General features: G+C 44.7%; 17 protein-coding genes and 1 tRNA gene. 7 read left to right on the top strand and 11 right to left on the bottom strand.

Annotated features, from left to right (window positions below):
* Window positions 1-21 precede the first annotated feature (21 nt).
* Entirely contained in the window at window positions 22-2304 is a 2283-nt protein-coding gene (locus NZ952_00135) for a hypothetical protein (protein MCS7119614.1), read from the top strand.
* 21 nt (window positions 2305-2325) lie between these two features.
* Here the strand turns inward: NZ952_00135 and NZ952_00130 are convergent, their stop codons facing one another.
* From NZ952_00130 to NZ952_00105, 6 genes are all read right to left on the bottom strand, one after another.
* Window positions 2326-6921 carry a M28 family peptidase gene (locus tag NZ952_00130; GenBank protein ID MCS7119613.1) on the bottom strand — a complete coding sequence of 1532 codons (4596 nt, stop codon included), beginning with the start codon at window positions 6919-6921 and terminating at the stop codon, window positions 2326-2328.
* Between the two features lie 27 nt (window positions 6922-6948).
* Window positions 6949-8883: an OPT/YSL family transporter gene (locus tag NZ952_00125; protein MCS7119612.1), complete on the bottom strand. Its 1935-nt coding sequence runs from the start codon at window positions 8881-8883 to the stop codon at window positions 6949-6951.
* A gap of 97 nt (window positions 8884-8980) precedes the next feature.
* Window positions 8981-11260: a hypothetical protein gene (locus NZ952_00120; protein ID MCS7119611.1), complete on the bottom strand. Its 2280-nt coding sequence runs from the start codon at window positions 11258-11260 to the stop codon at window positions 8981-8983.
* A gap of 129 nt (window positions 11261-11389) precedes the next feature.
* A complete protein-coding gene (locus tag NZ952_00115; GenBank protein ID MCS7119610.1) occupies window positions 11390-12589 on the bottom strand; it encodes a redox-regulated ATPase YchF in 1200 nt (399 codons plus the stop codon).
* A gap of 28 nt (window positions 12590-12617) precedes the next feature.
* Window positions 12618-14003, bottom strand: a complete 1386-nt coding sequence (locus NZ952_00110; protein ID MCS7119609.1) for an NAD(P)/FAD-dependent oxidoreductase — start codon at window positions 14001-14003, stop codon at window positions 12618-12620.
* 81 nt (window positions 14004-14084) lie between these two features.
* Complete coding sequence (locus NZ952_00105) at window positions 14085-15248, bottom strand: LL-diaminopimelate aminotransferase (protein MCS7119608.1); 1164 nt, start codon at window positions 15246-15248, stop codon at window positions 14085-14087.
* Window positions 15249-15579: 331 nt separating this feature from the next.
* Between NZ952_00105 and NZ952_00100 the strand changes: the two genes are divergently transcribed.
* On the top strand, window positions 15580-15903 hold the full coding sequence (locus NZ952_00100) for a hypothetical protein (GenBank protein ID MCS7119607.1): 324 nt from the start codon (window positions 15580-15582) through the stop codon (window positions 15901-15903).
* A 200-nt stretch (window positions 15904-16103) separates the two neighbouring features.
* Here the strand turns inward: NZ952_00100 and nikR are convergent, their stop codons facing one another.
* On the bottom strand, window positions 16104-16514 hold the full coding sequence (gene nikR, locus NZ952_00095; GenBank protein ID MCS7119606.1) for a nickel-responsive transcriptional regulator NikR: 411 nt from the start codon (window positions 16512-16514) through the stop codon (window positions 16104-16106).
* 123 nt (window positions 16515-16637) lie between these two features.
* Here nikR and NZ952_00090 point away from each other — a divergent pair, with 123 nt between their 5' ends.
* The 4 genes from NZ952_00090 to NZ952_00075 are packed head-to-tail and all read left to right on the top strand — an operon-like array spanning window position 16638 to window position 19819.
* Window positions 16638-17363, top strand: coding sequence for a metal ABC transporter ATP-binding protein (locus NZ952_00090; GenBank protein MCS7119605.1), 726 nt, complete (start codon window positions 16638-16640; stop codon window positions 17361-17363).
* Window positions 17364-18197: a metal ABC transporter permease gene (locus NZ952_00085; GenBank protein MCS7119604.1), complete on the top strand. Its 834-nt coding sequence runs from the start codon at window positions 17364-17366 to the stop codon at window positions 18195-18197.
* Complete coding sequence (locus tag NZ952_00080; GenBank protein MCS7119603.1) at window positions 18190-19161, top strand: metal ABC transporter substrate-binding protein; 972 nt, start codon at window positions 18190-18192, stop codon at window positions 19159-19161. The genes NZ952_00085 and NZ952_00080 overlap by 8 nt, the downstream gene beginning before the upstream one ends.
* Window positions 19139-19819: a class I SAM-dependent methyltransferase gene (locus NZ952_00075; protein MCS7119602.1), complete on the top strand. Its 681-nt coding sequence runs from the start codon at window positions 19139-19141 to the stop codon at window positions 19817-19819. The genes NZ952_00080 and NZ952_00075 overlap by 23 nt, the downstream gene beginning before the upstream one ends.
* 621 nt (window positions 19820-20440) lie before the next feature.
* Here NZ952_00075 and NZ952_00070 read toward each other — a convergent pair.
* The 4 genes from NZ952_00070 to NZ952_00055 all read right to left on the bottom strand — a co-directional run bounded on the left by NZ952_00070 (window position 20441) and on the right by NZ952_00055 (window position 23633).
* On the bottom strand, window positions 20441-21223 hold the full coding sequence (locus NZ952_00070; protein MCS7119601.1) for a hypothetical protein: 783 nt from the start codon (window positions 21221-21223) through the stop codon (window positions 20441-20443).
* 306 nt (window positions 21224-21529) lie between these two features.
* Window positions 21530-22348 (bottom strand): ABC transporter permease, encoded by an 819-nt coding sequence (locus NZ952_00065; GenBank protein ID MCS7119600.1) that lies wholly within the window; start codon window positions 22346-22348, stop codon window positions 21530-21532.
* Window positions 22341-23297, bottom strand: coding sequence for an ABC transporter ATP-binding protein (locus tag NZ952_00060; GenBank protein MCS7119599.1), 957 nt, complete (start codon window positions 23295-23297; stop codon window positions 22341-22343). The genes NZ952_00065 and NZ952_00060 overlap by 8 nt, the downstream gene beginning before the upstream one ends.
* A gap of 261 nt (window positions 23298-23558) precedes the next feature.
* Window positions 23559-23633, bottom strand: a tRNA-Ala gene (locus NZ952_00055).
* Window positions 23634-23753: 120 nt separating this feature from the next.
* Between NZ952_00055 and NZ952_00050 the strand changes: the two genes are divergently transcribed.
* Window positions 23754-24478: NAD(P)-dependent oxidoreductase (locus NZ952_00050; GenBank protein MCS7119598.1), on the top strand; the 725-nt coding region annotated here is incomplete at its 3' end.

Genomic DNA, 24478 nt, shown 5'->3' with positions numbered 1-24478 from the left:
CTATTGATAGTGGTGAGCTCCATGTCCACTAGAAGTGATGTGAAACTTGAATTCAATGTTGAAACTGGAAAACTGACCTGCACCATTCGAAACAAGACACTCTTCAAGAATGGTTTTATGGGGTTCATCGATGGAGATGGAAACCTAATAAAGATTACAGACAGTTCATATAAGCGATCCGTAGCATGGAAGACGTTGAAGACAGGAGTAGGTGAGGCCCAGGGGTTAGAGGTTACTGCTGAAAGCGCCAATCTCCCGAAACTTAGATGGGTTGTATATTCTATTGGGCGCTGCATTGTTTTCCAGCCTGAAATCTTCAATGATAAGGATAACGACCTATATGTGAGAGAAGTTTACGCACTCGCATTAACTGAGGAAGAAGAAGGAAGTCTCAGAGAGTATGTTGGAAGGATCTTTTTTGGGATGCCATACTGGAAAACCGGAGGCGAGCCGCCTGAGTTCTCAAATGTGAGACTCAGAGTTGTCGGGAAAAATTGGGCAAGATGTTGGTGGACGCTACATATGGCAAAAAGCAAGGAGGGGGGAAACGGTTTGGTAGCAGGAGTCCTAGAAACTGCTAATGTCGAAGTCGCTGTTCTCATAAAAGAGGCTTCTGGAAAACCAATTCAGGGATTAAACCTAATTATAAGCGGCGGCTGCTACTTGGATCCATTATGGGGATCCGGGTCATGGGAAGAATATAATGGACCAGCATTAGAGAGGAGACCGCTAAGGATAAGACCTGAAAGATCCTTCAGAATGTCGGCTACTTTGCTCATGTGGGGCGACGACATCTTCAGCGTCATGGACCAATACGCTGAAATGTTGATGAAATATAATTATATAAATATTCATCCGACGCCAGTTGCCGGAGTATTCATGCCATACTCCTTCGATAAAGAAAACAATGCTTATACGCTCCTGGGCCGAGAATCATTCTTCATCGAGTGGATGGATTATCTAGACCATACAGGGCTGGGAAAGTATGGCCTCAAATATTTCTGGCAGGACTTTTCTTCTCACGGTTCACCAAACCTATTCAATCCGTATGAGATGAATTCATTCCCAATTTGGGTTGAGAACAGCAGAGGGTATAGAGTTGAGAAATACTTTCCAAGCGGAATCAAAGCGTTCGCGGATCTAGTTCACCGAAGAGGATATAAACTCTGCCTAAGTACACGCGCATTCCTTTACGTTAAGGCAGGAGAACACAACGAGAAAGAAAAAGTTAAGGAGATTTATGGAAAGATTGCGGACTGGGACATTGACTATGTGATCCTGGATTTCCATTACGACTTTACACATAATCTATCATGGGAACGAACCGCCATGGAGATATTTAGGGATCGATACCGCCAAGTGCGTGAAGCTGTTGGAAAAAATGTCTTCATAGAGGCATGCGGTGTTCCATTTGGCCCAGTCATAGGATTTGCAGATGCATTTAGAACCTCACGTGACTGGAGACCTCATCTTTCCGACCGTGTCCTTTCAGGTCTTAAGGCAATGTATCATCTCCATGGAAGGTGCTTCTGGAATCATCCGGAATTCTTCGATGTTTCGGAGACACCTTTCTGTCCCGCAAACTATCCACGCCCAAAGCCATACTCCTTTGAGAGGACGAGATCATGGATTTCGCTACTTGGAATCATGTGCCTAAACATGTTTGCAGGCGGATATTTGCAGAAGTTCGCAACCAATGAAAGAGTGGAGTTATACAAGAAAATTCTTCCAGTTTATCCGGGGCGAGCGAGACCCGTCGACCTCTTTGAGAATGATTTACCACAAATCTATGATCTGATCGTAAAGAAGCCATTTGGCGAATGGCATGTCGTTGGATTATTTAACTGGAGCTGCACTCAGAAAAAGACCATTCGTCTTGACCTAGGAAAGATAGGTTTAGCCGACAGAAAAGTTCTCGTCTTCGACTTTTGGAACAGAAACTTCATTGGAGTGCAACATGGCGAGATTGCTTTCGAGATTCAGCCTAATGACTGCAAGATTCTTTCCATACATGATTTCAGCGAGTCTCCTACAGTAATCTCGACGGATAGGCATATTACGCAGGGAGGGATAGAACTTGAAGACTTAAGGTGGGAGGGGGGCAGGCTGGTCCTAGACGGGATTTCAGTTAGTCCGGAGGACACAAGCCACAATATCTTCATTTATGTACCCGAAGGGTTCAGTCCAGTTCGCTTTAGCGGAGTAGAGAGCACTAATATTATGGGACCGATCTTGAAGGCTACAATTATGTTTCAGAAAGGAGAGGAGAGAAAAAGCTGGAGGATCTGGTTCGGGAAGACATAAATGTCTCGCCAGGCTTGACTCTTAATCTGATACAGAATGGCCTTTGTTAAACGTCACACCCCCTGATTTTTTGATATATTCCATTTTCTCTTCCGGCTTAAGTGATCTCCAAAGTAACAACTGTTTTCTAACAGCGTCGGCGAACCCTCTATTCTGCTGAATCCACCTATCACGCATGCCCGTTAACCTCTTGGTCAGGAGGAAGATCCTCCATCTTGCATCCTCGGTCTTTGCGATTACATTCGCTTCTTGAATGATACCTGTCTCATATGGGAAGAGGTGTACTTGCATGCTATACCCCATATATGGGACCCCATCCGCCTCTCCTTCAACGTATTTTATGCTTTCAACCCAGAAAACCGGCGCGTTCGAATCATAATGTCCAGAGAAAAATTCTCTCATGAATTCCAGGACCCCTCCAACCTCCTCCCCTGAGGTGAAGAATGGCATCGGGATATCCCAGTTATCGCCGACTGGTTTTGTTGGCATTTTCCAAGCTCGCTCTAAACTCGGTGTGACGAGTTTTGCAATGATCGTCGCCGGGTATACGCTCACAAGTATCACCATCAGCATCGCTCCTAGCACAGAGACATTGAATTGGATTATTGAGTACGTGTAGTTTATTCCTAGCTGTCTCGCAATTAGCAATAAGAGCACGTTTCCTCCGATGAAACCACAAACGCCGCCTATCACCGCATGGACTGCATGCTCGGTTAGGAACATAAGCGCGGTGTTTAATGGCGAGGCACCAAGCACTGAATATACGGAAATTTCTTTTTTCCGTTCCATGACTGATGCGAGCATCATATTCAATATTGAAAGCATGCTTATTCCGATGGCGGGAAACATGTATTCAAGCCCGAATACTTGCGTTTGCGAAATGCGTGTCGGCGTGTAGACTTTTCCATCCATACAAACCCAGAAGGATAGGCTTCCGAATCTCTCATAGAGCTCTTGCACGACGGTCCACGCGAGACTTGCGTTCGAGATTTTTAGGCTTATACATCCAGTACGCGCTCCCCAAATGTTAATGACGGTCCAGTACGGGATGAAAATAACCTCAGATGGCTCATAATATGTTACCCACGCGTCCACAGTTTTTGATGCTCGAATATCTACTGGCAGAACACTGTACCCGTCAAGTTCTCCTGCAGAGGAGATCTCTTCATCTCTTATTATTCCTATAACCTTGTAGGGCATTCCCTGAATTTCTATTATAGAATTTATTGTTGCCTTAAGTGATTGGGCGTGGGAACTCATTAGTATGCACGCATATTTATCTGTGGATAGGAACCATCTTCCGTTAAAGTTTGGTAGGAAACTTGTGAAATGATGATCCTCTGGAGATAACCCGTAGAGGCAATATACTTTGATTGAGTTATTTTCATGTGTGATGTCTATTCCGGCTTCGTCATCATAGTACCATGGCCAATACCACGCCCTCTTCGCTATCATTGCTAAGCTTGAGTACTTGATCTCCACATAATTTTCCACTAGCTCACCTATCCAGTGACCTTCTCTTTCTCCCCCCCATTCATTGTAATGGATAAGTATACCATTGTATGGGATCGTTTGATAGCCGGTTTCAGGCGGAACGAACCTTTGCGGAATCACTGGCACGTCTTGAATAAACCATGTCATGGCTACTAGCGCACTTATGGTGAGCGCTATTGACACTAGAACAAGCGCGGTCCTCCCCTTCCTCTTTCGCATATTCTCTATTCCCAGCTGAATAGCTGCAATTGCAAGTTCTACTCGGCCTACCTGGATCTCGTGGCGACCAAAAACCTTAATTCTTATCTCATTCAAAAATGCTACAACCTTACTAAGTATTATGAAAAGAATCGGGATTGACAGGATAACTGTACTAAAAGCTATGACCATTAGAACCGGGTTTCCTGAAAGTTTGAACGTCGGGTTTACAGTATAAATTATACAGAAGATGAGTACTAGTATTAATATTGTCGATGCTATGCGTTTACTACCACTTGATTTTAGTATGAGCCTTTCAGTCAAATAGGCGAAGGGCACCAAAAAGAAGGCGACATAAGGCGCGATGGAAACGATGTTCTCAATTTCGCCTCTCTGATTGGCATATGCCCAATATAAGTCGCTCCACGCATCTATCATATAGGCGTAGGCTTCCGAGTATGATAGATTATTTAATGCGATATACACTTTCTCTAGGCTTTGTACACCCCTTATGAAGCGACCATAAATGTAGGGATCCACGGGCTTATACTGCTCCACCAACCTAAATCTTTCTTCGATAACCCATCTCAGATTCTCGCAGTAAATTAAATATGGGTACTTTAGGATAGTTTGTCCATATCCAAAAGTTATACCCGTCCCAAGCATATTTTCTCGGCTGGCGTTAACAATGAGACCATAAGGCACTCTTCCCCTCCCGATCATCACCTCTATAGGCTCGTTTGTTGAGAGAAGAATCGCCGCGAGACCGACTGCAGGGTCATAAAGGACGGCGTAGTGTTCAGGTTGGACATGCGAGAGGAACGTATTCACCGTGATTGATGGGTGAGGAAAACGATCATAGAGATTTCTACTTACAAATTCTCCAATAGCATAATTGTCAGACACGATTATTGTGCTAGTAACGTTTTGTACAGTGAGGTATCCGAGGAAGCAATCTCCATATTTACCCTCCCAAACAGTATTAGCGAAGGGATATGGAATCATGCTTCGCCGTCCAAGATCTGGACCCACAACTATCTGGCCTGTTTCAGGATCTATGGCATAAGCTTCAAAGTATACTTCATCATCTGTTCCGACCCAGGCTTTTGTTGATACTCGGACAGTATATGGGAACCTAAAGGTGCCGTTCTCGTCTGAGTATGTGAAGAACCTGTAATATGTTGGGCCTGTTCCTCCCCATCCGTCCCAACCTGAAGCCTTATTTACGCTGTAGTACATTCTTGCGACTACAAGGAGGTTAGGAACTGGTTTATACCATGTCGTTTTGGGGTCCCAGAAGGCTGTTTGCCCTACAAATGCTCCATTTCTTTGGACACGCCCGCTTGGAGCGCATGATCTTAGCGGGTTCTCTATAAGCCACTGCACGTCCTCATTCGAATACAAAGTTAGAATTAACGCATATATATATCGCAGTTGTTTCTCGAGGTTTTCGAAATTCAACTTGTCATATGTATCGAATGGTGTGAAGATGTATGGACGAATATCCTTCGCCGTAATGATATTGAAGAAGGCTGGGTTGCAATAGTCAGGCGCTCTGCTTCCCCAAGGGTCGAAGGCGTCTAATTCCGTCAGGAACGCCCTATTCGGATGGGGTTCATGATAGTTGGTAGGCGGGTCTCCAGGACCCCCAGTCCTCATTTGAATGTATGTAGTCCAAACTGTAGGCGGTTCTAAGCCTGCCCGAACATATGCTTCCGATATTGCTTTTCGCATATTCTCAAGATGCCTGCCTATCCCGATATAGGCTTCTGTGTGGCCAGCCTGAGCGTGGGTCCAGAGGTGAGCCACATTTGTAACATGAAGGGCATCTGACCCAGTGGAAAGGTCTAGGTTAAGTATCATCCAGATCTTTTGGCTTATTTCCGCATACTCCCTACTCTCTGCCCATTGAAGTGCACCTGCAACTGTCTGATAGTGGCCTCCAAATGCGATGAATATTATCGTCGCCTTAGGCCGATGTTCGTTGAAGTGTTTAGCAAGGGCAAGTAGTGCTGCAATTCCACATGCGTCCTGGGCTCCTGGCGCAAGATCAGGAGCAAACGAGTATGAGTCATAATATGAGGAGATCCCGAAGATGACATTCGGGTTCTCTCCTCGAATGAAGCCAATTATATTCCAAGATTCAGCATTCTCCCATCTAACAGTTGATTTTATTGTAACATTCTTGCCTAGATTGATGAAAAGACTCTTCAAGTCTTCCTCCTTCACATAGAAGCGGGGGAAGTAGACTGGGAAATTCTCAAGATACTTCGGGTGGGTGTGATGATGCCCGTATGGGGAGAAACTGTTTAATGGATCTTTGGGCGGCAGGAAAATTACGGCTTTGGCTCCCAGCTTCATGGCATTAAGCCATCGATTTCCAGATTCATAATCCAATATAACTATTGACCCTTCAATCCTCATTCCGTCGAAGTCTTTAAGGTACCCTTCACGGGCGTATTGAAGTGTGCCACTTATCCCCTCAGGCGGCGTGGTTGAGGGGCAAACTAGGTTAGGTAGCACTGGATATAATTTTATGACGCTGCCGTCAGGAAACGTAATATTGGCGCCGTAACTCTTCGGTACTGGAACTCTGAAACTCTGAATGGAAACATTCTCCATTAGTCTATTAAATTCTTCATAAATGTATCTTGCGGCAAGCTCGTTTCCCAGAGTCCCCGTGGCGCGACTGTGCACACCAGATATTTCATAGATCCCTTTTGACAACATGTAAAGATGATGCTTGACAAGTTCCATGTCTACCATACTTGCGAGTTTAAGATAGTCCATTTCTGAGGGGGTTGAGGTGACTGTTAAAATTTGATCTGCGCGGTAAATCTGGGTTAGGTTGAAAAAGCTGATGAGCATTATACTCGCCATTAATAAAATCTTGATCCATTTGCATACTTGCCTTTTAGATGACATTATTCCTCCACTTATATTCATCCAATTTCACCATGGAAGAGAGAGCTTTGAAGCGTCCACAAGCATAAGGGAGACCGCTATGGAGACCGCTATGCTTAAGCCGAGAGTAACACCAGCGGCTATGATGTTTCTATACTCTTGCCAGAACTTTTCGCCGAGTATCCGCCGTATTAGAAGAGAAGCCAGTCCGCTAATTAGGTAGGCTATCGCATTCGGAGGCAATGTGCCTACCCCTACTGCAAGAGCGATCACCGATATTGGAATTCTGAGAAAAACTGACGTTAAGTGAAGAACCACAACTATCAACACCGCCAATCCGACATGGCTAATGTTGAAGAGGCCTGCTGCTCTTCCCCCAACCCAAATGGAGGTATAGGTAGCCGATATCGGCCAGTATATGACTGTTCCAGGATATCTTCCTGAGGGTATGGGAGCTATGCTAAGGAAGGCTTGGGTGAAGAGCAATGAGAGGATTATGGCTACCGGCGCGAATATAAGTGTTGTCTTCAGAAGAGAGGATGATTTCGTCTTGGTTAACTCAGCTATCTTTATCGCATGGACATTTCCACTCCATGTGCTGAATGGTGTTCCACTGAGCCCCTCAGAATATGAGAAGCCGGGATTCGGCGAGAACCAAACCTTCACGGGAGCATTAGTCGCATAATATATAAAGTTTTCTATTTGACCTAGACTGGGTGAAAGTCCAGTTTCACCCTGGGCACGAGAACGTGTGAGCATGTTTAGGAATAGAAGTGATGGGAACGCTGCTAGAACCCATGGGTTCTGCCCAACCCATTCTGGAACAAAATAAAGGAGACAGCATAACTGGACTATGAAGCCTATCGTTATTGGAATGAGTGCTCCTAGGAGCAGGCCGCCTGGAATAGGCTCTGTTCGCCTGTCTTGGCTCCTAGCCCGAAGCGTGAAGAGTTGACTGAATGTCCTCCTAAGCATTTTTGGCTGTGAAATTAGGGGAAGTAGACCAGCTGCAAGTGAGAAACCAATTTGGAGACTAGCCCACATGTAGAGGATTGAGCGCTGAGCCAGTGTCTGAGCGGAGAAACCTGGAAACCACCAGTCCCTTATTCCAAAAGGGGGAGAGAGTCTGATAGATAAGTAATTTCCAATAATAAATATTGCAACTGATGCTATAAATATCTGCACTATATGCCCGAATGGAACTATGAAACCAAGCAGATATGAACTAATGTCTGTGGAGATACCGATTACTGCCCCTGGCAGCATAATCTCTGTATATCGTGTTAGGTCGATCCAGGGTAAAGGAAGCGGGGAGGCTCTCTCATATGGGATCCCGGTGGTAACCTGCACAAAGAAAGGCCATACATAAACCATCATCCCATATGAGAGACCAATCAGGGCGCATAGACTCAGGATTTTGACTCGATATTCTCTTCTTTCGCTGGTCATTACGAGGATAAGATCAGCGTTCATTTTGGCTAATGGGAAGGGAAGGTTCTCATTCTCAATGAATATTTCCTTTCCAAGCATACTCCATCCCCAGCTCACTAAAAGACCGATTAAGGTCAACGATATTAAAATCAGTAAAGGCGCAATCATGTCCCTATGAAAGATGTTTCGCGATTCATACGCAAGACTGTCCGATGTAGGCGCATACCACCACGGTATCTCTTTCTCGAAACCGAATGCTTTTGCAAAGTCGCTCTTAACAAACCATGATCTGTAAACTAGGTTCATCGCATTAAACCCTATCCCTCCAGCAAACATGAGTATTATTGCGGCTTCCTGCTTTGAGATGTCGATTTTTGAAAGCCTTCCAAGCTCGACAAATAGGATGAGTGTGAATAGACTACTCGCCGCTCCTCCAGTACCCAGCATTAGGTCTAGGTACATACCTGAAGGTATGAAAACTACAATTGCATACAGAATTGCTAGGACAGAATACTTTGTCAGTCCTGACCTGTACTCGTTCTCTTCGTACATATGCGGCATCCTTTGACTCTTTTTGGATTATGATTATAAATTTTTTTTAAGGTTTTTGCAGTTTAAAAAAATATGGGGGTAGTTGTCTAAGGGCTTATCAAGGGGCGTAATTTATTCCGAAAGCCGTCTGCCACTTGTATGCCAGCTGGAACCAGTGCTGTATGAAGATGTTAGCACCGAAGGCTATTATTATGCCTATGGCTATCGGTTTAGCGATCTTTTCATAGAATGTCGCACCTCCAACTCTGGTACTCAGATACTTGATTATCAGCATCGCCAATGATAGAGTCCATGTCGGTCCCATAACGACACCGAACCAGAAGCCTTCAGGCGAGATCCTGAACCATTCGAATTTATCTCTGAGAATATATAGGGTTGTGGTTATTGCTATTCCTAAGACCACGAATGCTGTTCTGACCGTGTATATCTCCATGACTGCTTCTCCGCTTGGCAACGTGATTCCTATAGAGCCAACAGACCTTACGAGAGCCCTTCTCACCATTTTCTGGATTAGGCTTATGCTGAAGAAGCGCCCTGAAAGAACATCGTTGAGGTATATTGAGGCTATGTGCCAGACATCGAAGAGTATCAATGAGACCGGTATAAATATCAGCGCGGCCTTAAGAACATCTTTGCCCTCAAGTTTCACTCTATTCGCAATATAGAAGGCTGCGAGCACCGAGGCGGCTCCCATTATCAGCCACCATATTCTGAAGCCGAATGTTCCGCCATATCCCGTCATTCCACCCCAGAATGCGCTAAAGGTGCACATTGCCGGATCCATGACCCTGTAAGGATCCGCTAGCCCGAATATCGCTGCTGTAATGTGCCGTTGGAAGGCATTCATAGATCCAGGGAACTGTCCGGGGTCAAAGTTTGCAAATCCGTACGTTGCAAAGATGAAGGCGGCTCCAACTGCTATTAGTCTTAGCTGACCTATCCCGACTGCGAAGGACAAGAGTATTATGGGTAGACCCCATGTAATCTGCCATCCGACAATCGTGAAGCCAGCAAGTATCATTATTATGGAGGCCAAGACAAGTATCCATACACTAGTGTATGATGTGGGCGCGTTGGGATCTATTTCCTTCTTCACTTTCCTTCCTGCCGCCGCCTTGAATATTGGACTGAAGACCGATCTGTTTTTCCAAAGTGGAATTATAACGAATGGTATGAATAGACCTAATCCAAGATATACTCCTGCACCATACCAAGCGCTAGCAACGCTTCTAGCTACCCCATAGACAGCGTCCGTGGCTTTCCATGTAGGAAGGCGTCCTATGGAGTAGAGTATCATCGGATATATCCACTCGAAGAAGATGTCACCTACAAAGCATCCAATTAGAACCTCAATAGGCATAATGAAGAAGGCTGCATGGTTAACTGGCCACAGATGAATCAGCAGGGCCACCCATGGAAGGAAAGATAGTCCTAGCAATGTGGGGTCCACCTCAAAGATGTTGTCTGAAGTCCACCATTGGAGCGCTCCAACAGTCGGGTTCTTTTCCGGATAAGTCCACCATGGCATCCATGTTTTGAATGATACTCCTTTAACGCCTGCTAGCCAGAGAATGTTGTTTGGCGCATACATGGAGAAGAAGAGGAAGAAGAAGATTAGGAAGCTTAGGATGAGAGGTCTTCGAATCTTCCTTCCGGCTGCATCTTCTCCCTTAATGAAAGCTAAGGTTTCTTCAAAAGCGACGAGATTTATCTCACCCCATGGGAAGGAAAGCACCTCGATCTCGATGAATGATCTTCTAACCAGGAGGGCTATAGCCACACCAAGGTATGCCATTCCCGTAAGCGATAACACTCTGTATGCGATAAGAGGCATCCATGCTCCCCAATCTATGGGCATCATCGTCCCCTGCAGCAAATTTCCCTTAAGTACGCTTCGCACATAGCTTGCATTCGAGAATTGTCCTGGACACCAGACAGTGCCAGCATAGAGAGCTAAAAATTCCTTTTGGCGCGCCTCGCTTTCGAAATACCAGCATATCGGCGCCATATATTCATGGATATCCTCGCCTGACATGAACCCATCTTTTGAAAGGTTAATGGAGGTGATTAGCACACCTATTATGAATATCATTGCTAGCTCTTGCTTAGAGAATCTCCCCCGCCTGTCGATAAGCAGGATAAGACCAATAGTGATTAGGCTTAGAAAGATTCCGCCAAGTACCGTCGTATGTAGCGCTCCCGGGAAAAGCATGAAGGCGCTATCAAGATGGGTCAACGCCCCAACGGTCTCGTAGAAGTCTACATACTCGGACTGGTTGAAAAACGCTGCAAAGATCGATAGTATTATGCCTATCACTAGAACCTTAGGTGTAAGCCCACTTCTTGGGTGTTCGATTTTTTCTGAGCCCCCTTCCAATCTATTCGCCACCTGAAACTTTTTCCATTTCCTTAATGGATTTCGTAATTAATTAAAAAAACTTTCGCATCCTTCTCGCATAGCTACGATTTAATCTGGGGGAAATATAGGGGGTTGATGGGTGCCTGCTCATCCGCGCTTCTTCGCGCTTATTATGGATATTATGTCCCTGTCTCTTAGAATATAATCTTCTCCCCTTCTTATTTTTGTTCTTGCATCGATAGCGTGAATGAAACTCTCACCCAGCTCAGTATGTATTAGGTACGCTAGCTCCCTAGCTTTTGTTCCATATGGGACAAGCCTAGCATCGGGTAGAACTCTGCCGTTATGGTCGGTCAATTTCTCCGGATCCTCCACGGTGTATACGACTATCATGTTCAGGAGCTTAAAGAAGGCCGCATTTATCGCTTCTTGCACCCCAGTTGTCGAGTATTGTCTTAAAACTTTTTCTTTAATGATGCTCAGTGCTTTCTTTTGCTTATCTGTCAGGCTTTCCGGCTTTAAAACCTCGAAGTCCATGTCGCCAGGCCTATATTTTACTAATCCCTTCTCAGCCGCTCTCCGAAGGACAAGTTCCGCCTCGGCACTGCACGGTATAACCATATACCCCAGATCCTTCAGTCTTATAATATTTTCTTCGGCTGACGGCATGTCGATCTTGTTTGCAGCTATGAGCATAGGCTTTGAAATCCTGCGTAACGAATTAACGAATTTTAGAAACTCCTCCTCAGACCATTTGGCTGGCTTATCCGGGTTTAGATCCGTCTCTTTAACCGCTTCGATGATGTGCTTTCTTCTAATTGAGAGTCCGCTTAGCCTCTCTTCAAGTATGGAGAATAGATCAACTGATCCTGATTCCACCGTTCTTGAAATCTTAGGCCAGTCTTTATTCAAAATCTGTGCAAGCCACATTGTCAGCTCTTTTTCCAGGAATTTCACGTCCTCGATAGGGTCATGTGCTCCTGGACTGACCATTTTGCCTTCTAAGTCTGTTGAGCCGGCAGCATCTACTATGTGGATTAATGCATCGGCCTTTCTGATCTCGTCTAGGAACTGGTTTCCTAAGCCTCTGCCCTGCCATGCACCTGGCACGAGGCCTGCGCAGTCTATTAGTTCGACTGGTATGAGCCTTATTCCTTCAAGGCAGATTGAGTTAACGGGATTGTCAACCACATTTAACTCTTTGCACACGCATTGCGTCCTTAGATAGCCTATACCCCTATTCGGTTTTATTGTTGTGAATGGGTAGTTGGCAATCTCAACAGTAGCTAGTGTTGCTGCGCTGAAGAAGGTTGATTTTCCGACGTTTGGTTTACCCACAATCCCCACTAGGAATGTTATCTCTATTCACCCTTCATTATGCGTTGAATTTTCCTTCCCTTCTCATTATTTCCCTCGCAACGATCACCCCGCTTGCGCTTGCCTGGATCAGGCTTCTAGTTACACCAGCGCCATCTCCTATCGTGAATAGGTTTCGGATGCGTGTCTCTAAGCTTCCGCTAAGCTCGAGTCTAGAGGAGTAGAATTTGACTTCCACGCCGTATAAGAGCGTGTGTTTGCTGTAGATGCCTGGCGCAACATTGTCTAATGCCTGGAGCATCTCTTTTATGTCTGCCAGGTAACGGTATGGAAGAACGAAGCTCAGGTCTCCAGGTGTAGCGGTCTTTAATGTTGGTTTAACGACGCTCCGCCCGATTCTATCCTCCGTCGATCTTCTACCGGCTTCTAAATCTCCAAGTCTCTGGATTATTACACAGCCGCTGAGCAGGTTAGCAAGCCTGGCAATGTACTCTCCGTACGCAATTGGCTCCCTGAATGGGTAGGTGAATGCCGTGCTGACGAGTATCGCGAAGTTTGTGTTTTCCGTCTTTCTCTCCGCATAGCTCTGTCCGTTAACGCTGATTACCCCGCCATAGGACTCGGTTATAACTTCTCCGTAGGGGTTGACGCAGAATGTTCTCACCTGATCGTCGAATGCTCTCGAGTAGTAGATGAATTTGGGCTCGTAGAGGACATTAGTTAGCTCCTCCATGACGGATGCCAAAACCTCTACTCGTACCCCCACATCGACAGGATTGTTCAATGTCTTCAGGCCAAGAGACTGAGCCTCACATTTAAGCCACTCCGCTCCGCTTCTCCCTGGAGCTACCACCACGTATCTTCCATAGATCTTTTCTCCATCCGCTGTCTCGACGCCCTTTGCCTTTTTATCTTCGACTAGTAAGCTCTTAACCTCTGTTCTCATCCTCACTTCGACTCGGTTGTCCAGGTCTTGGCGTATTCTCTGAAGGATCTCCCCGCACTTTTCGGTTCCCAGGTGCCTAATCTTCTGTCTTATGAGCTTGAGACCCGCCAGCGCCGCCTTCCTTTCTATTCTCTCCACTTCATCCAAGTCTTCGCCATAAACTATCGGGGAATCACCATACTTCGTGTATGTCTTATCGACATAGTTGAGTAGCGAAGAGAGCTCTTCTTGTCCTATATACTCGTTTAGCCATCCGCCCACCGATGTAGAGAGGGTGAGTTTACCGTCGCTGAAGGCTCCGGCTCCTCCCCATCCTGAGAGAAGCAGGCAGGGATCGCAATGTAGGCATCCAAGCCCCCTGCTCGCTGGGCATTTACGCTTATCTATGTCTGCGCCCTTGTCCAGAATTAGTATGCTAAGATCAGTGTTTTTTGCAACTTCGAGGGCTGTAAATATTCCGGCCGGTCCTGCTCCTACAATTATTAGATCATATGGCAAAGCCGTTCCTTCCCAAAGAAGATAAAGCAGAGGCGATATATGTTTTTCTTCCGGCGGCCCCACTCCTCCATCAGCACACACTCATAGTATCTTAGCCATTCTTTCGCATGCCTCTTCTATCCGCTCCTTCGGCTGGGTTACTGAAAATCGTATATATCCTTCGCCATATTCTCCGAACCCGCGTCCAGGCGTTACAACAACGCCCACCTCAAGGAGCTTAGATGCGAACTCTATAGAACTTGTCCCACATTTCGCCCATACATAGAAGGTTGCAAGCGGCTTTTCGCATCTCAGCCCAAGCCTCCTAAGATTTTTTACAAGAGTATCTCTACGCTCAGCATAGATCTCAGCGGTCTTTCTTACATACTCGGGGGGTTCTCCATTTTTGTATTCTGCCAGAGCCTTGGAGGCTACCTTCTGGATGTAGACTGGGGGTCCAGAATCTATTTGCGACTTTACCTTCACCAGCCCGTCGATTATATCCTTGCATCCCACTGCGAAACCTATTCGATCCCCGGTCATACAAAATGTCTTCGAGCAGGAGTGCATTTCAACAGCAACATCCTTAGCGTCGTCGATTTGAAGTATACTAGGAGCCTTAAACCCGTCAAATGTAATCTCTGAGTACGCGTTGTCATAGCATAGGATGATATTGTTTTCTTTTGCAAACTCAACGGCTCTTCTGAGATCATCTTCTCTCATAACCGCTGCTGTCGGATTATTCGGATAATTAAGGTACATCATCTTTGCGTTATCAACATCTAAAGCGTCGAAGTCCGGCTTGAATCCATTCTCTTCCAGGAGCGGCATCTGTATGGGAATGCCATCGCATAGAATTGTAGCGCCGTTTGCATAAACGGGATAGGATGGATTCGGCACCAAAACTCGATCTCCAGGGTTCACGAAGGCTCTTGCAAGGTTTGCAAGTCCTTCTTTAGACCCTATTAATGCAATAACCTCATTGGCAGGGTCCAGATCTACTCCAAACCTTTCTTTATACCAGCGTGCAACGGCCTGTCTGAATTCCGGTTCCCCTTGGCTGAATGAGTAGTTATGGTTTTTAGGGTTTGAGCTCTCTTCTCTCAGTGATTCAAGCACGAAGGGCGGAGGCGGAATGTCGGGATCACCGATACTTAGAGAGATCAGATCTACGCCTTGACGTTTCTTCTCGTTGATTATCTTCTCAAGTTCAGCGAATAGATAGGGAGGAATCTTCCTAACCCTATTGGCTAACTCAACCTTCATGTTTCAACCCAACTTTTCTATGCGATGGATAATATTTTCTATCAAATCCGTATTATAAACCATGCCGACCAAAAAATAATGATGACAGATTTATCAAATCCGAGGTCTCCATTTATAGTTGATGGTGTCCAGCCGCATTATCCCATCGTTCCTCAAAACTGCATAGAATCTTCTTTAACACTTCCACACAAAAGGTAGAGCGGAGGGGCCGGCGTCTCCATACTCGTTTTGCTATGATGAAACCGCAAAATGGATTAAAAACTGATCCGAAAGTAACGTTTTTATTTTGCCCATATTTTAATCCTAAAAGAAGAATAGTCGGGTGATCTTTATGCCGCTGGTTGGTAGGGTTGAATTAAGAGCAGAGAAGGATGTCAAGGCTGGCACAGAGATAAGTCTTACTGAATTAATTTCGTACTCTGAGCGGAGTAAAGAGTTCACGTTAGAGTCTGACGTTGAACGAGATAAGACGAAGTTAAAGATCACGATAGCAAAACTGGGCAGTATTGAGACGGTGGCTGACATAAGTAAGAAGAAAGGAGAGAAGACGAGCATTTGGATGATAACAAAGTTAGCTGACTTCTCAAAAAAGGTTAAGGCCGGCGAAACCATCAAGAAAGGTGATATTCTAAGCGTAACATTAGAGACGGTATAACGTCACTCTTCCTTCTTGAGTGAAAAACTTATCTTTTTATTGTCACCATCCATTTTCCCTTGAAGTTAGAGATAAAAATATCGGATTACATTCTTGCTTAAAAAGTGTAATTTTTAGGTGTCTAGTGATTCGTTTCGGATAATCTGTCAAAAGAGAAAGTTTTCCGCGTAAGGTTTTATGATTGGTTGCCCTGTTCGGGATTAGGTTTTAAGTGTTGCCAATCTTAGCTGCTTAACTCCCCTTTCCCCCATAAGTCTCTCAGCCATTCTTTTCATCAATTTAATATTGCCTTTTACCGCTAGTATTTCGAGGCAGTTTTCCTCATCTAAGTGTATATGAGTTGATGAGCAGATTACATCCCTATACTCATGCTGTATATGTGTCAAGTTTTCTTCTAGACCTCTTGTTTCATGATTGTAGAGTATGATTACAGCTCCTACACCATCTCCTTCATCTCCTCTCATCCATGTATATTCCGTCAAGAAGTTCTGCATGGCCAACTGTATAGCCTTCGACCGCTCATAACCCATACCTTTTATCGTCTTGTCGAACTCTTCTAGTAGCTCTGGTCTAACCGAAACTGAGAACCTTCTCACACCCTTGCTACCCATATTGGTCCCACCGAAATTATTTGCGCAATTTTTATTAATAGCCTTTTAGTATTACTATCAATTAAATTGGTAATATCTATTGTATGAGTAGAATTAAAATATCCTCTCAGGATGTCAGCGCCAATGGAAACTGCAGTAAAACTCGAGAATGTTTCAACAATATATGAGGGGGAGAGGAGGCCCGCCATCAAAGACATAAACCTGATTCTAGAAAGGGGGGAACTTGTTTATATCGTCGGACCAAATGCCGCTGGAAAAACAACGCTTATTGAGACAATAAACGGTCTTCTTCCCGCATTCAAAGGCAAAGTTTCCGTTCTCGGCCTAGACGTGAAGACCCATGGATGTCACTTAAGAAGAAGGATAGGATATGTCCCCCAGGATTTTATGAAGGACCCAGGAGAGCCGTACAGGGCTCTTGATGTCGTACTGATGGGTCGCTATGGCATGTTAGGCTTTCTCCAAAGGCCAAGTAAGGAGGATCATATAAAGGCAAGTGAGGCTATGAGGCTCTTTGGAGTTGATCACCTTGCAGATCGGCCGATAGGTAAGCTCTCCGGTGGGCAGCAGCAGAAGGTGATGCTTGCAAGGGCAATAGCTAAGGATCCCGAGATACTTCTTCTTGATGAGCCATTCAGCAATCTCGATCCGGAATCGAGAGTGAGGATCACACAGGTGATAGGTGAGATCCATGAAGAGAAAGATCTGACTACGATTATCGTTTCACATGACGTCCACAACATTTCGAAGATCTGCTGCAGAGCCATAGTCATGGTAGATGGTCGAATAGTGGGGGATGGAGAACCAGAGGAGGTTCTTGAAACCATCCATTTGCCGTGGGACGTGTAAATGGTCTTGTTTGAGTCTACAATCATGATTCGAGCTTTGCTTTCCAGCATCTTAGCAGGGTTCCTCACAGGTCTAGTCGGGGTCTTTGTGGTTAGAATGAGGCTTTCAGCAATAGGTTACGCTATGTCCCACGGCGCCTTTGCTGGAGCTGCCTTAGGCGTCGCAACCAGCCTCAACCCGCTCTTGACAGGGATAATGTTCGCCTCGGGCACCGCCCTTCTTATAGGCCCCGTTTCGGATAAAGCTCGCTTGCATGCGGACACCATCACTAGCATAATTTTTCCCCTCAACATGGCCCTAGCATTCATATTCCTGACCTTAATACCGGAGATCGGGCTTTCCAGCCAGGTTGCAAACGTCCTCTGGGGCAGCATCATATCGGTGACTAACAGCGACCTGGTCTATCTTGCCGCCTTATCTGCAGCGACAGTAGCCATAATTATCTTAGCTTGGAAGGAGCTCTTCGCAATAATGTTCGACAGGAAAATGGCGGAGGCAGATGGAATTCCCACCAAACCCTTCACCTACCTCATAATATTTATTTCAGGATTAGTTGTAACTGTCTCCCTGAAACTTGTTGGCGGCCTCCTCGTATACGCACTATTGTTCAACCCAGCCGCCACAGCCCTCCAATTTCTCGACGACATTAGAAAGATTATTATTGCTTCGCCGTTGCTGGGGATTGGGACGAATATATGTGGCCTTGCAGCCTCATTTTACCTCGATCTGCCAGTAGGCTCATGTATTGTGCTGGTTTCAACAATTATCTTCGCCTATGCCGTTCTCTTTTCGCCAAAAAGAATGAGAAAGGAGGGTGGTACAAGAAGTGGTTGATAAAAAAGCTATTATGCTCGGACTTGTACTTATTCTACCCTTTGCATTTTTAGGAATGACCTTTTTGAAGGCCGAAGGCAATTCTGAAAAGCCGATAATTGTATGCACAACAAACGTGGTTGGCAGTATAGTTCAAGAGATTGTAGGGGACTTAGCCCATGTCGTAGTATTGGTTCAGCCTAGCCTATGCCCAGCAGACTTTGATATGAAACCCAGCGATGTTTACGCTGTCAGTAAAGCAAAGGTTTTATTCAAACAGAATATTCCTGGAGAGTTCTGGTTACAGAGCCTTCTTGAAGCAGCTGGAAACAAAAATTTAACGCAGGTCATCGTTTCAGGCGTATACAATACGCCTGAGGGGGCGAAGAATTACATACAATTGGTTGGCGGAAATCTAAGCCGGATTCTAGGCGTAAATTTTGATGCGAAGATTTCAGAGATGCTTGGAGAGGTTGACAGTGTACATAACTGGATTAAGAGCCAGGCTCAAGCTTTACACGTGTCCTCTGTCAAGGTTATCTGCATGAATTGGCTGAAGACTTTCGTGGAGTCTGTCGGCTTCACAGTGGTTGCAACATATAATCCGCCTGAAACGCTCTCAGCGGCAGACATAGATAACCTAATCAAGACAGCGCGTAATGAGGGAGTAGCCCTAATAATAGATAACTTACAGATCGACGTTGAATTTGGCAGAGGAATAGCTTCACAGGTAGGTGCAGAACACGTTATTCTAACCAATTTTCCAGGAGCCATTCCAGGAACTGAGAGTCTGGCTCGGATGCTACGGTTTAATGCTGGTCAACTCTTCAACGCGACGATCACATGGAGAGCTACAGCAAATCTCAAAGCAGAGATGGAGAGTCTTGAAAATCAGGTATCAATCCTACAGATCACCACTATAGTGGCAGTGACAATTGCCATTGTAGAGGCTGTCTTACTGTATGCAGAGAGAAGTAGACACTGAGGCCTCATGGCCATTAATGGAGAACCATAGTTGTCACCGGCCTAAAAGTACATCATCGAAAAAAAGAAAGGCCTACTTCAACGAGGCATCTGAAAAATGGGATGAGCAGCATAACACCGCAGAATTGGCTGCCCGCCTGGAAAAGCTAGTGCCTAGATTCGGTTTAAAAACAGGATATAATGTTCTCGACGTGGGGACAGGCACAGGTATACTAATTCCTCACATACTCAAGGCTGTGGGCCCGTCAGGCTCAGTTACGGCAACGGACTTTGCAGAAGGAATGATCCAAATATGCAAAAAGAAATACTCGCATATAGAGAACGTCAAAATCAAACTTCATGACGTAGAGGAGGAAGATCTGCCGCCAGAAAGCTTCGATGCCGTCATATGCTTCGGGCTATTTCCACATCTAGAGAAGAGGGAAAAAGCTCTGAGGAACATGAACCGAACCCTGAAGCCCGGCGGCATCCTTATTATAGCACACGCATTAAGCAGACAAGAGATCGCAGCCCACCACAAAAAGGCTTCATCAATAGTCGCTGATGATACTATGCCTGAAGAAGACGAAATGAGACTATTACTAAACAGGGCCGGGTTCACTGAAATTTACGTTGAAGATGAAATGGAACACTACCTATGCATCTCAAGAAAGCCATGATCCATATGCTTAAAGTCCGAAGAAATCAAACCATATTTAGACTCTGTAATCTTAACACAGATCACTACCATACTAGGCTTCTATACACTATTTCCCTAATCTTATCGATGTAACAGCATTATAGGAACATAATCCCTATTCAGCAGGTGAGAATGAGGTGATTGTGCAAGTCATTCTGCACAGGTCCCCTCAGTAATATATGGTTATCGCAAGTTTATAGGCACGAGATTTTTATTTTTCGGTTGATTACCGCGTCGTTCGGGGAATGCTTTTACTATTACTTTTTCCCTCTAGCATGCACTACTGGCTGTAAGGTATGCTTGTTTGTCCATATCCACGAGAAAATGATGGCTTAAAACTCAAGCGTCCATGAGCTATTAAATTCGTAGAGTAGGTAGAGTAGGATAACACCTGTCCGCCATTCTTAAACCAAGGAAGTATGTTTGCTGAGGCTGTACGAACTTGTCACTCATTAAATACATTAGAGTTTTTATCTGCCTCATTGCATATGCGAAGACATCATTAGAGTAGAAAAATGATGAGAGATCAAACAGTTCTTAACCTAAATAATATTACTAAAATTTGGAGGGAAAAAACTTTAAAATGTCTAGACAATGAAGATTAGGGAGCTACTGCCTCTAAAGAGGATCTTATATCAGCTTCAAGACTGCTTAGGATGTCTGTGCTTAGCATTACGTAGACTAGGTGGGTGTATGATGTTTCTTTCAGCTTATTCGAGAGCTCATTTTTATATTCTGAAAGAGACTTCAAGGCTGCCCATGCTTCTTCCATGTCTTTTTTGTTCTTAGTGTTTAGGGCTTTTCTAGCCAAGAATATGGCTTTCGCGCATATATTGAAGCCTGCGACATAGAGATTATAGAGATCTAGCATAGTGTTAAGTTCATCCACCATTTCTTTGGGAAGCCCAAGCTCATCCACATTTAATATTTCTGGAAGACGCTTCACTTCTTTTAGCGCAAGGTCCTTCTCTTCAAATATTACCTTCAAATTCTCTTCGGTCGGCTCCAGAAGTTTAGAGAAGCTAGGTTCCCATCTGCATCTTACGTCTAATGCTTCAAAAGCATCTTTAATACTTGGCGGAAAGCCTCCAAATATGCTGAATGGCGCACCCCTTATATAGACGGTTTTTTCCATAACAGACCAAGAAGCTCTCATGAAATCTTTTAGATTGATTACAGCCTTTGGCGAAGATGGTTTTATCGGCTTATTCATCTCGGATTCGCTGCGTAATGGTGAAAGCAAACCATATTCTAGCCATTTCTCATATATTTCATCCAGATCTGCGTCCACATCCTGAGCAAGATATGCACCACCGAACAGATTGAAAACATGAAAATAATTTTCCTCGACATTTTTCCGAATTTTTCCTTTTAATTGTAACATGCAAGCCCTTGAGCCCTCAATGCCTCTCGTTAGTCCACCTCATCGTTTGGTCAACCAATTAGAATTGCATTAAATATGGTTTTGCCTCCATTATTTATTCTCATAAAAATCCCAAAACGGCAAGATTGTGGATCCATTACAACGGCAGGTTCATTCATCAGAACATTCTATCCCCTGATTTTCTTGTGTTTGCCTTCCAAGAAGCATCCTTTTCCGTGTAGTTGCAGCAGATTTTTCTGAGAATGAATGACTCTATCGAAAAAATCTGAAATTGTTTTCGATTAGCTTCCAATATCATTCTTCCCATTAAATATAATGTAGCCCTTTCTCCTTAGCTTTACCCTCGAGATAAGAGACCACAAATTTAGCTGTCATGCTGAGAAGAGCCAGCTGGACTAAAAGTGCTACCCATTCATGCATAGGATTGAATATGGTGAATGTTTCCATTACATAATGCCTTAGCAAGTCCATTCCAAATGTTACTGGGACACTGAACCCAATGATTTGTAACGGGGCTGGGAGGATTTGTAGTGGAATAAACATCCCTGAGAACATCTGAATGGTAAAATTGAAAAAACTGAACACTGCGGTTACCTGCCTATATCGTAGCGTAAGTGCAGCAAAGATGACTCCCCACTGAACTAATGCTGCTACGGAGAGAATTGTTGAGGCTAAACCTAAGAGGAGACCGTGAATTGTTAGTGTTGTATTTGCCAACCACAGTCCGAAGCAGAACATTGGAAGGAAGAATATAGAGTCTTGAACAGCTAAAGCTGCAACATTACTTACGATATAGCGATAGCGCGAGAACGGACATGTGAAGGTATATTCTATTTGCCCAGTGCCAAGTTCATTCTGAAGCATGTTTGCTGCGCCCCAGAGCGCAGTTCCCTGCCAGCTCTGGAAGCTTATGCCGAAAACAATGAAGGCAACATAATTTGTTGTTCCAACATTTCTCCCAAGCATAATGGAGTCAAATGCAAGTGAAAAGAGGAGCATGCCAGCAGCCCACAGGGCGCTCGTTATAATTGAAAAGAGAAAGTTCACTTTGTACCTTGTTAAAGTTAAGAGGTTGCGCCAAACGGCCATGTAGAAAATCTTTAGTGGGCTAAAAATGCTATTCATTGCTCCTTCCTCCATTAACAAAGAAGGCGAATGCATCTTCAAGTGAAGGTTCAGTGATCCTTACTGGAACTTTTAACCTAGCTTCTCTCATAATATTTAGAACTTCTGGAAGTGCATTGAATGCATCTTCGCAGTACAATTTTGTAACATTGTTGTAACAAACCACATTTATTACTCCACGAACCTTAAGAACCCTTAACTTCACGTCATTTTCAAGTTTATTAGTGCTGATTTCTATTATCTCCTCCATAGCTGCCCGTCTTTTAAATTCAGATGGAGTTCCTACGAAAATTAGTTTACCACGGTTTATGAACGCTATTCTATCGCATACTTCCTCGACTTCAAGCATATTATGCGTCGTTAAACAGATAGTAATGCCATTCTCTCTAGCATAATCTTTTATGAAGCGTCTAACCTTATGCGCGGTTATTGGATCTAAGCTTTTTGATGGTTCATCCAAAAAGCATACCTCCGGATTGTGAAGCAAAGCTCTCATGACTATTACTACTTGCTTTTCTCCTCCAGACAAAGCTATGAAATGCCTATCTAACCTATCTTCGAATCCTATTGCTGATGCTATATATTCGATTCTCTCCCTCGCTATCTCTCTAGGGACATCTCTAAGTGCATGGGCAAAGTAAAAGAGATTCTCCTTAACAGAGAGCCTAAAATAGGCTGATCGCTCAGAATCCTGTCCGGCATAACCTATTATCTCGCGCACTCTTTTCTCATCTTTATTTACATCGTATCCGCCTACCCAAGCACACCCACCGGACGCTTTTAAGAGTGTTGCAAGTATTCTCACGAGAGTTGTCTTACCTGCACCATTAGGACCCAAAAGACCGAAGAACTCGCCCTTCGAAACACTAAGATCTATATGGTCTAGAGCCCTAACACTAGTCTCACCTTTATAGTCCTTGAATATTTTATCGCAAACAATATCCTCCATGTTCTCACGCCACACTGCCACAATATACGACTGGACATTGAAGATAGATTTTTTGAGCAGAAATGATCAAGAGATTGATCACAGACGCTGATGACATTTTCAGATGGACATATAGAAAAAAGAAAGAATGAACTGAAGTTTTTCTATTTAACTGAAGAACAGTCAAATAATTTAACTCTTCTTTCCCCTATTATGCGGGGTTTCATATTCTGAAATACTCAGAAAACAGTAAGTAACAAAGTGGTCGAGGTCCAGTGAAAGTGGACGGGGAGGGATTTGAACCCTCGACCTCGGCGATGCCAACGCCGCGATCATTCCAAACTGATCTACCCGCCCGCAGTAGATGTTTAATTAGAACTTGCAATTCAGGGATTCTTAAGGGTTTTGTTCCCCTAGTGCAGCTATAGGGCAAGTTTTTAATTGTTCAGGTCTTAGTCTACTCTTGTGGTGTGTTAGGTGTCTTCGAAGAGGGTTGGATTCATCGGTTTAGGTGTTATGGGTAAGCCTATGGCCCTGAACCTTCTTAGGGCTGGCTTTCCGCTGACTGTCTGGAATAGGACACGCTCTAGGATGGAGGATCTTTTGAAGCTTGGCGCGTCTGGGGCTAACTCTCCTAGGGAGGTTGCCGAGAGATCCGATGTGGTGATAACCATGGTCTCTGATTCTCCCGACGTTGAAGAGGTGATTCTTGGGTCTGAAGGCATCATTTATGGCGCTCATGAGGGGTTAATTGTCATTGATATGAGCACGATCTCACCGGCGGTGACTAAGAAGATATCTGATGAGCTCGCTGAGAGGAATGTTAGGATGCTGGATGCGCCAGTAAGCGGCGGGGAAGCCGGCGCTAAAGAGGCAACGTTATCGATTATGGTAGGTGGTCCAGAGGATGCCTTTGAAGAATGCTTGCCAATATTCAGGGCTCTGGGAAAGAAAATAGTCTATATGGGACCGTCCGGTTCAGGTCAGATGGCAAAGCTCTGCAATCAAGTTATATGCGCACTTAACATCCAAGCGGTCTGCGAGGGGCTTATCCTCGCGGCGAAGGCAGGCTTAGACCTAGGCAAGCTCCTAGAGGTTGTCACAGCAGGAGCTGCGAACTCGTGGATGCTCACAAACCTAGGGCCGAAGATGATTTCAAGAGATTTCAAGCCAGGTTTTAAGATAAAGCATCAGCAAAAAGA

This window comes from Candidatus Bathyarchaeota archaeon (assembly GCA_025059045.1).
GTDB lineage: Archaea > Thermoproteota > Bathyarchaeia > Bathyarchaeales > DTEX01 > JANXEA01.
The sequence above is the reverse complement of the archived record's forward strand: the minus strand, read 5'-3'. Positions and strand labels throughout refer to the sequence as shown.

Excerpts from the sequence above, each read along its gene's own strand:
- NZ952_00065 (MCS7119600.1), bottom strand. The coding sequence starts at position 22,348 with ATGAATAGCATTTTTAGCCCACTAAAGATTTTCTACATGGCCGTTTGG.
- NZ952_00085 (MCS7119604.1), top strand. The coding sequence starts at position 17,364 with ATGGTCTTGTTTGAGTCTACAATCATGATTCGAGCTTTGCTTTCCAGC.
- NZ952_00135 (MCS7119614.1), top strand. The coding sequence starts at position 22 with ATGTCCACTAGAAGTGATGTGAAACTTGAATTCAATGTTGAAACTGGA.
- nikR (MCS7119606.1), bottom strand. The coding sequence starts at position 16,514 with ATGGGTAGCAAGGGTGTGAGAAGGTTCTCAGTTTCGGTTAGACCAGAG.
- NZ952_00060 (MCS7119599.1), bottom strand. The coding sequence starts at position 23,297 with ATGGAGGATATTGTTTGCGATAAAATATTCAAGGACTATAAAGGTGAG.
- NZ952_00070 (MCS7119601.1), bottom strand. The coding sequence starts at position 21,223 with ATGTTACAATTAAAAGGAAAAATTCGGAAAAATGTCGAGGAAAATTAT.
- NZ952_00125 (MCS7119612.1), bottom strand. The coding sequence starts at position 8,883 with ATGTACGAAGAGAACGAGTACAGGTCAGGACTGACAAAGTATTCTGTC.
- NZ952_00090 (MCS7119605.1), top strand. The coding sequence starts at position 16,638 with ATGGAAACTGCAGTAAAACTCGAGAATGTTTCAACAATATATGAGGGG.
- NZ952_00100 (MCS7119607.1), top strand. The coding sequence starts at position 15,580 with ATGCCGCTGGTTGGTAGGGTTGAATTAAGAGCAGAGAAGGATGTCAAG.
- NZ952_00130 (MCS7119613.1), bottom strand. The coding sequence starts at position 6,921 with ATGTCATCTAAAAGGCAAGTATGCAAATGGATCAAGATTTTATTAATG.
- NZ952_00105 (MCS7119608.1), bottom strand. The coding sequence starts at position 15,248 with ATGAAGGTTGAGTTAGCCAATAGGGTTAGGAAGATTCCTCCCTATCTA.
- NZ952_00075 (MCS7119602.1), top strand. The coding sequence starts at position 19,139 with ATGCAGAGAGAAGTAGACACTGAGGCCTCATGGCCATTAATGGAGAAC.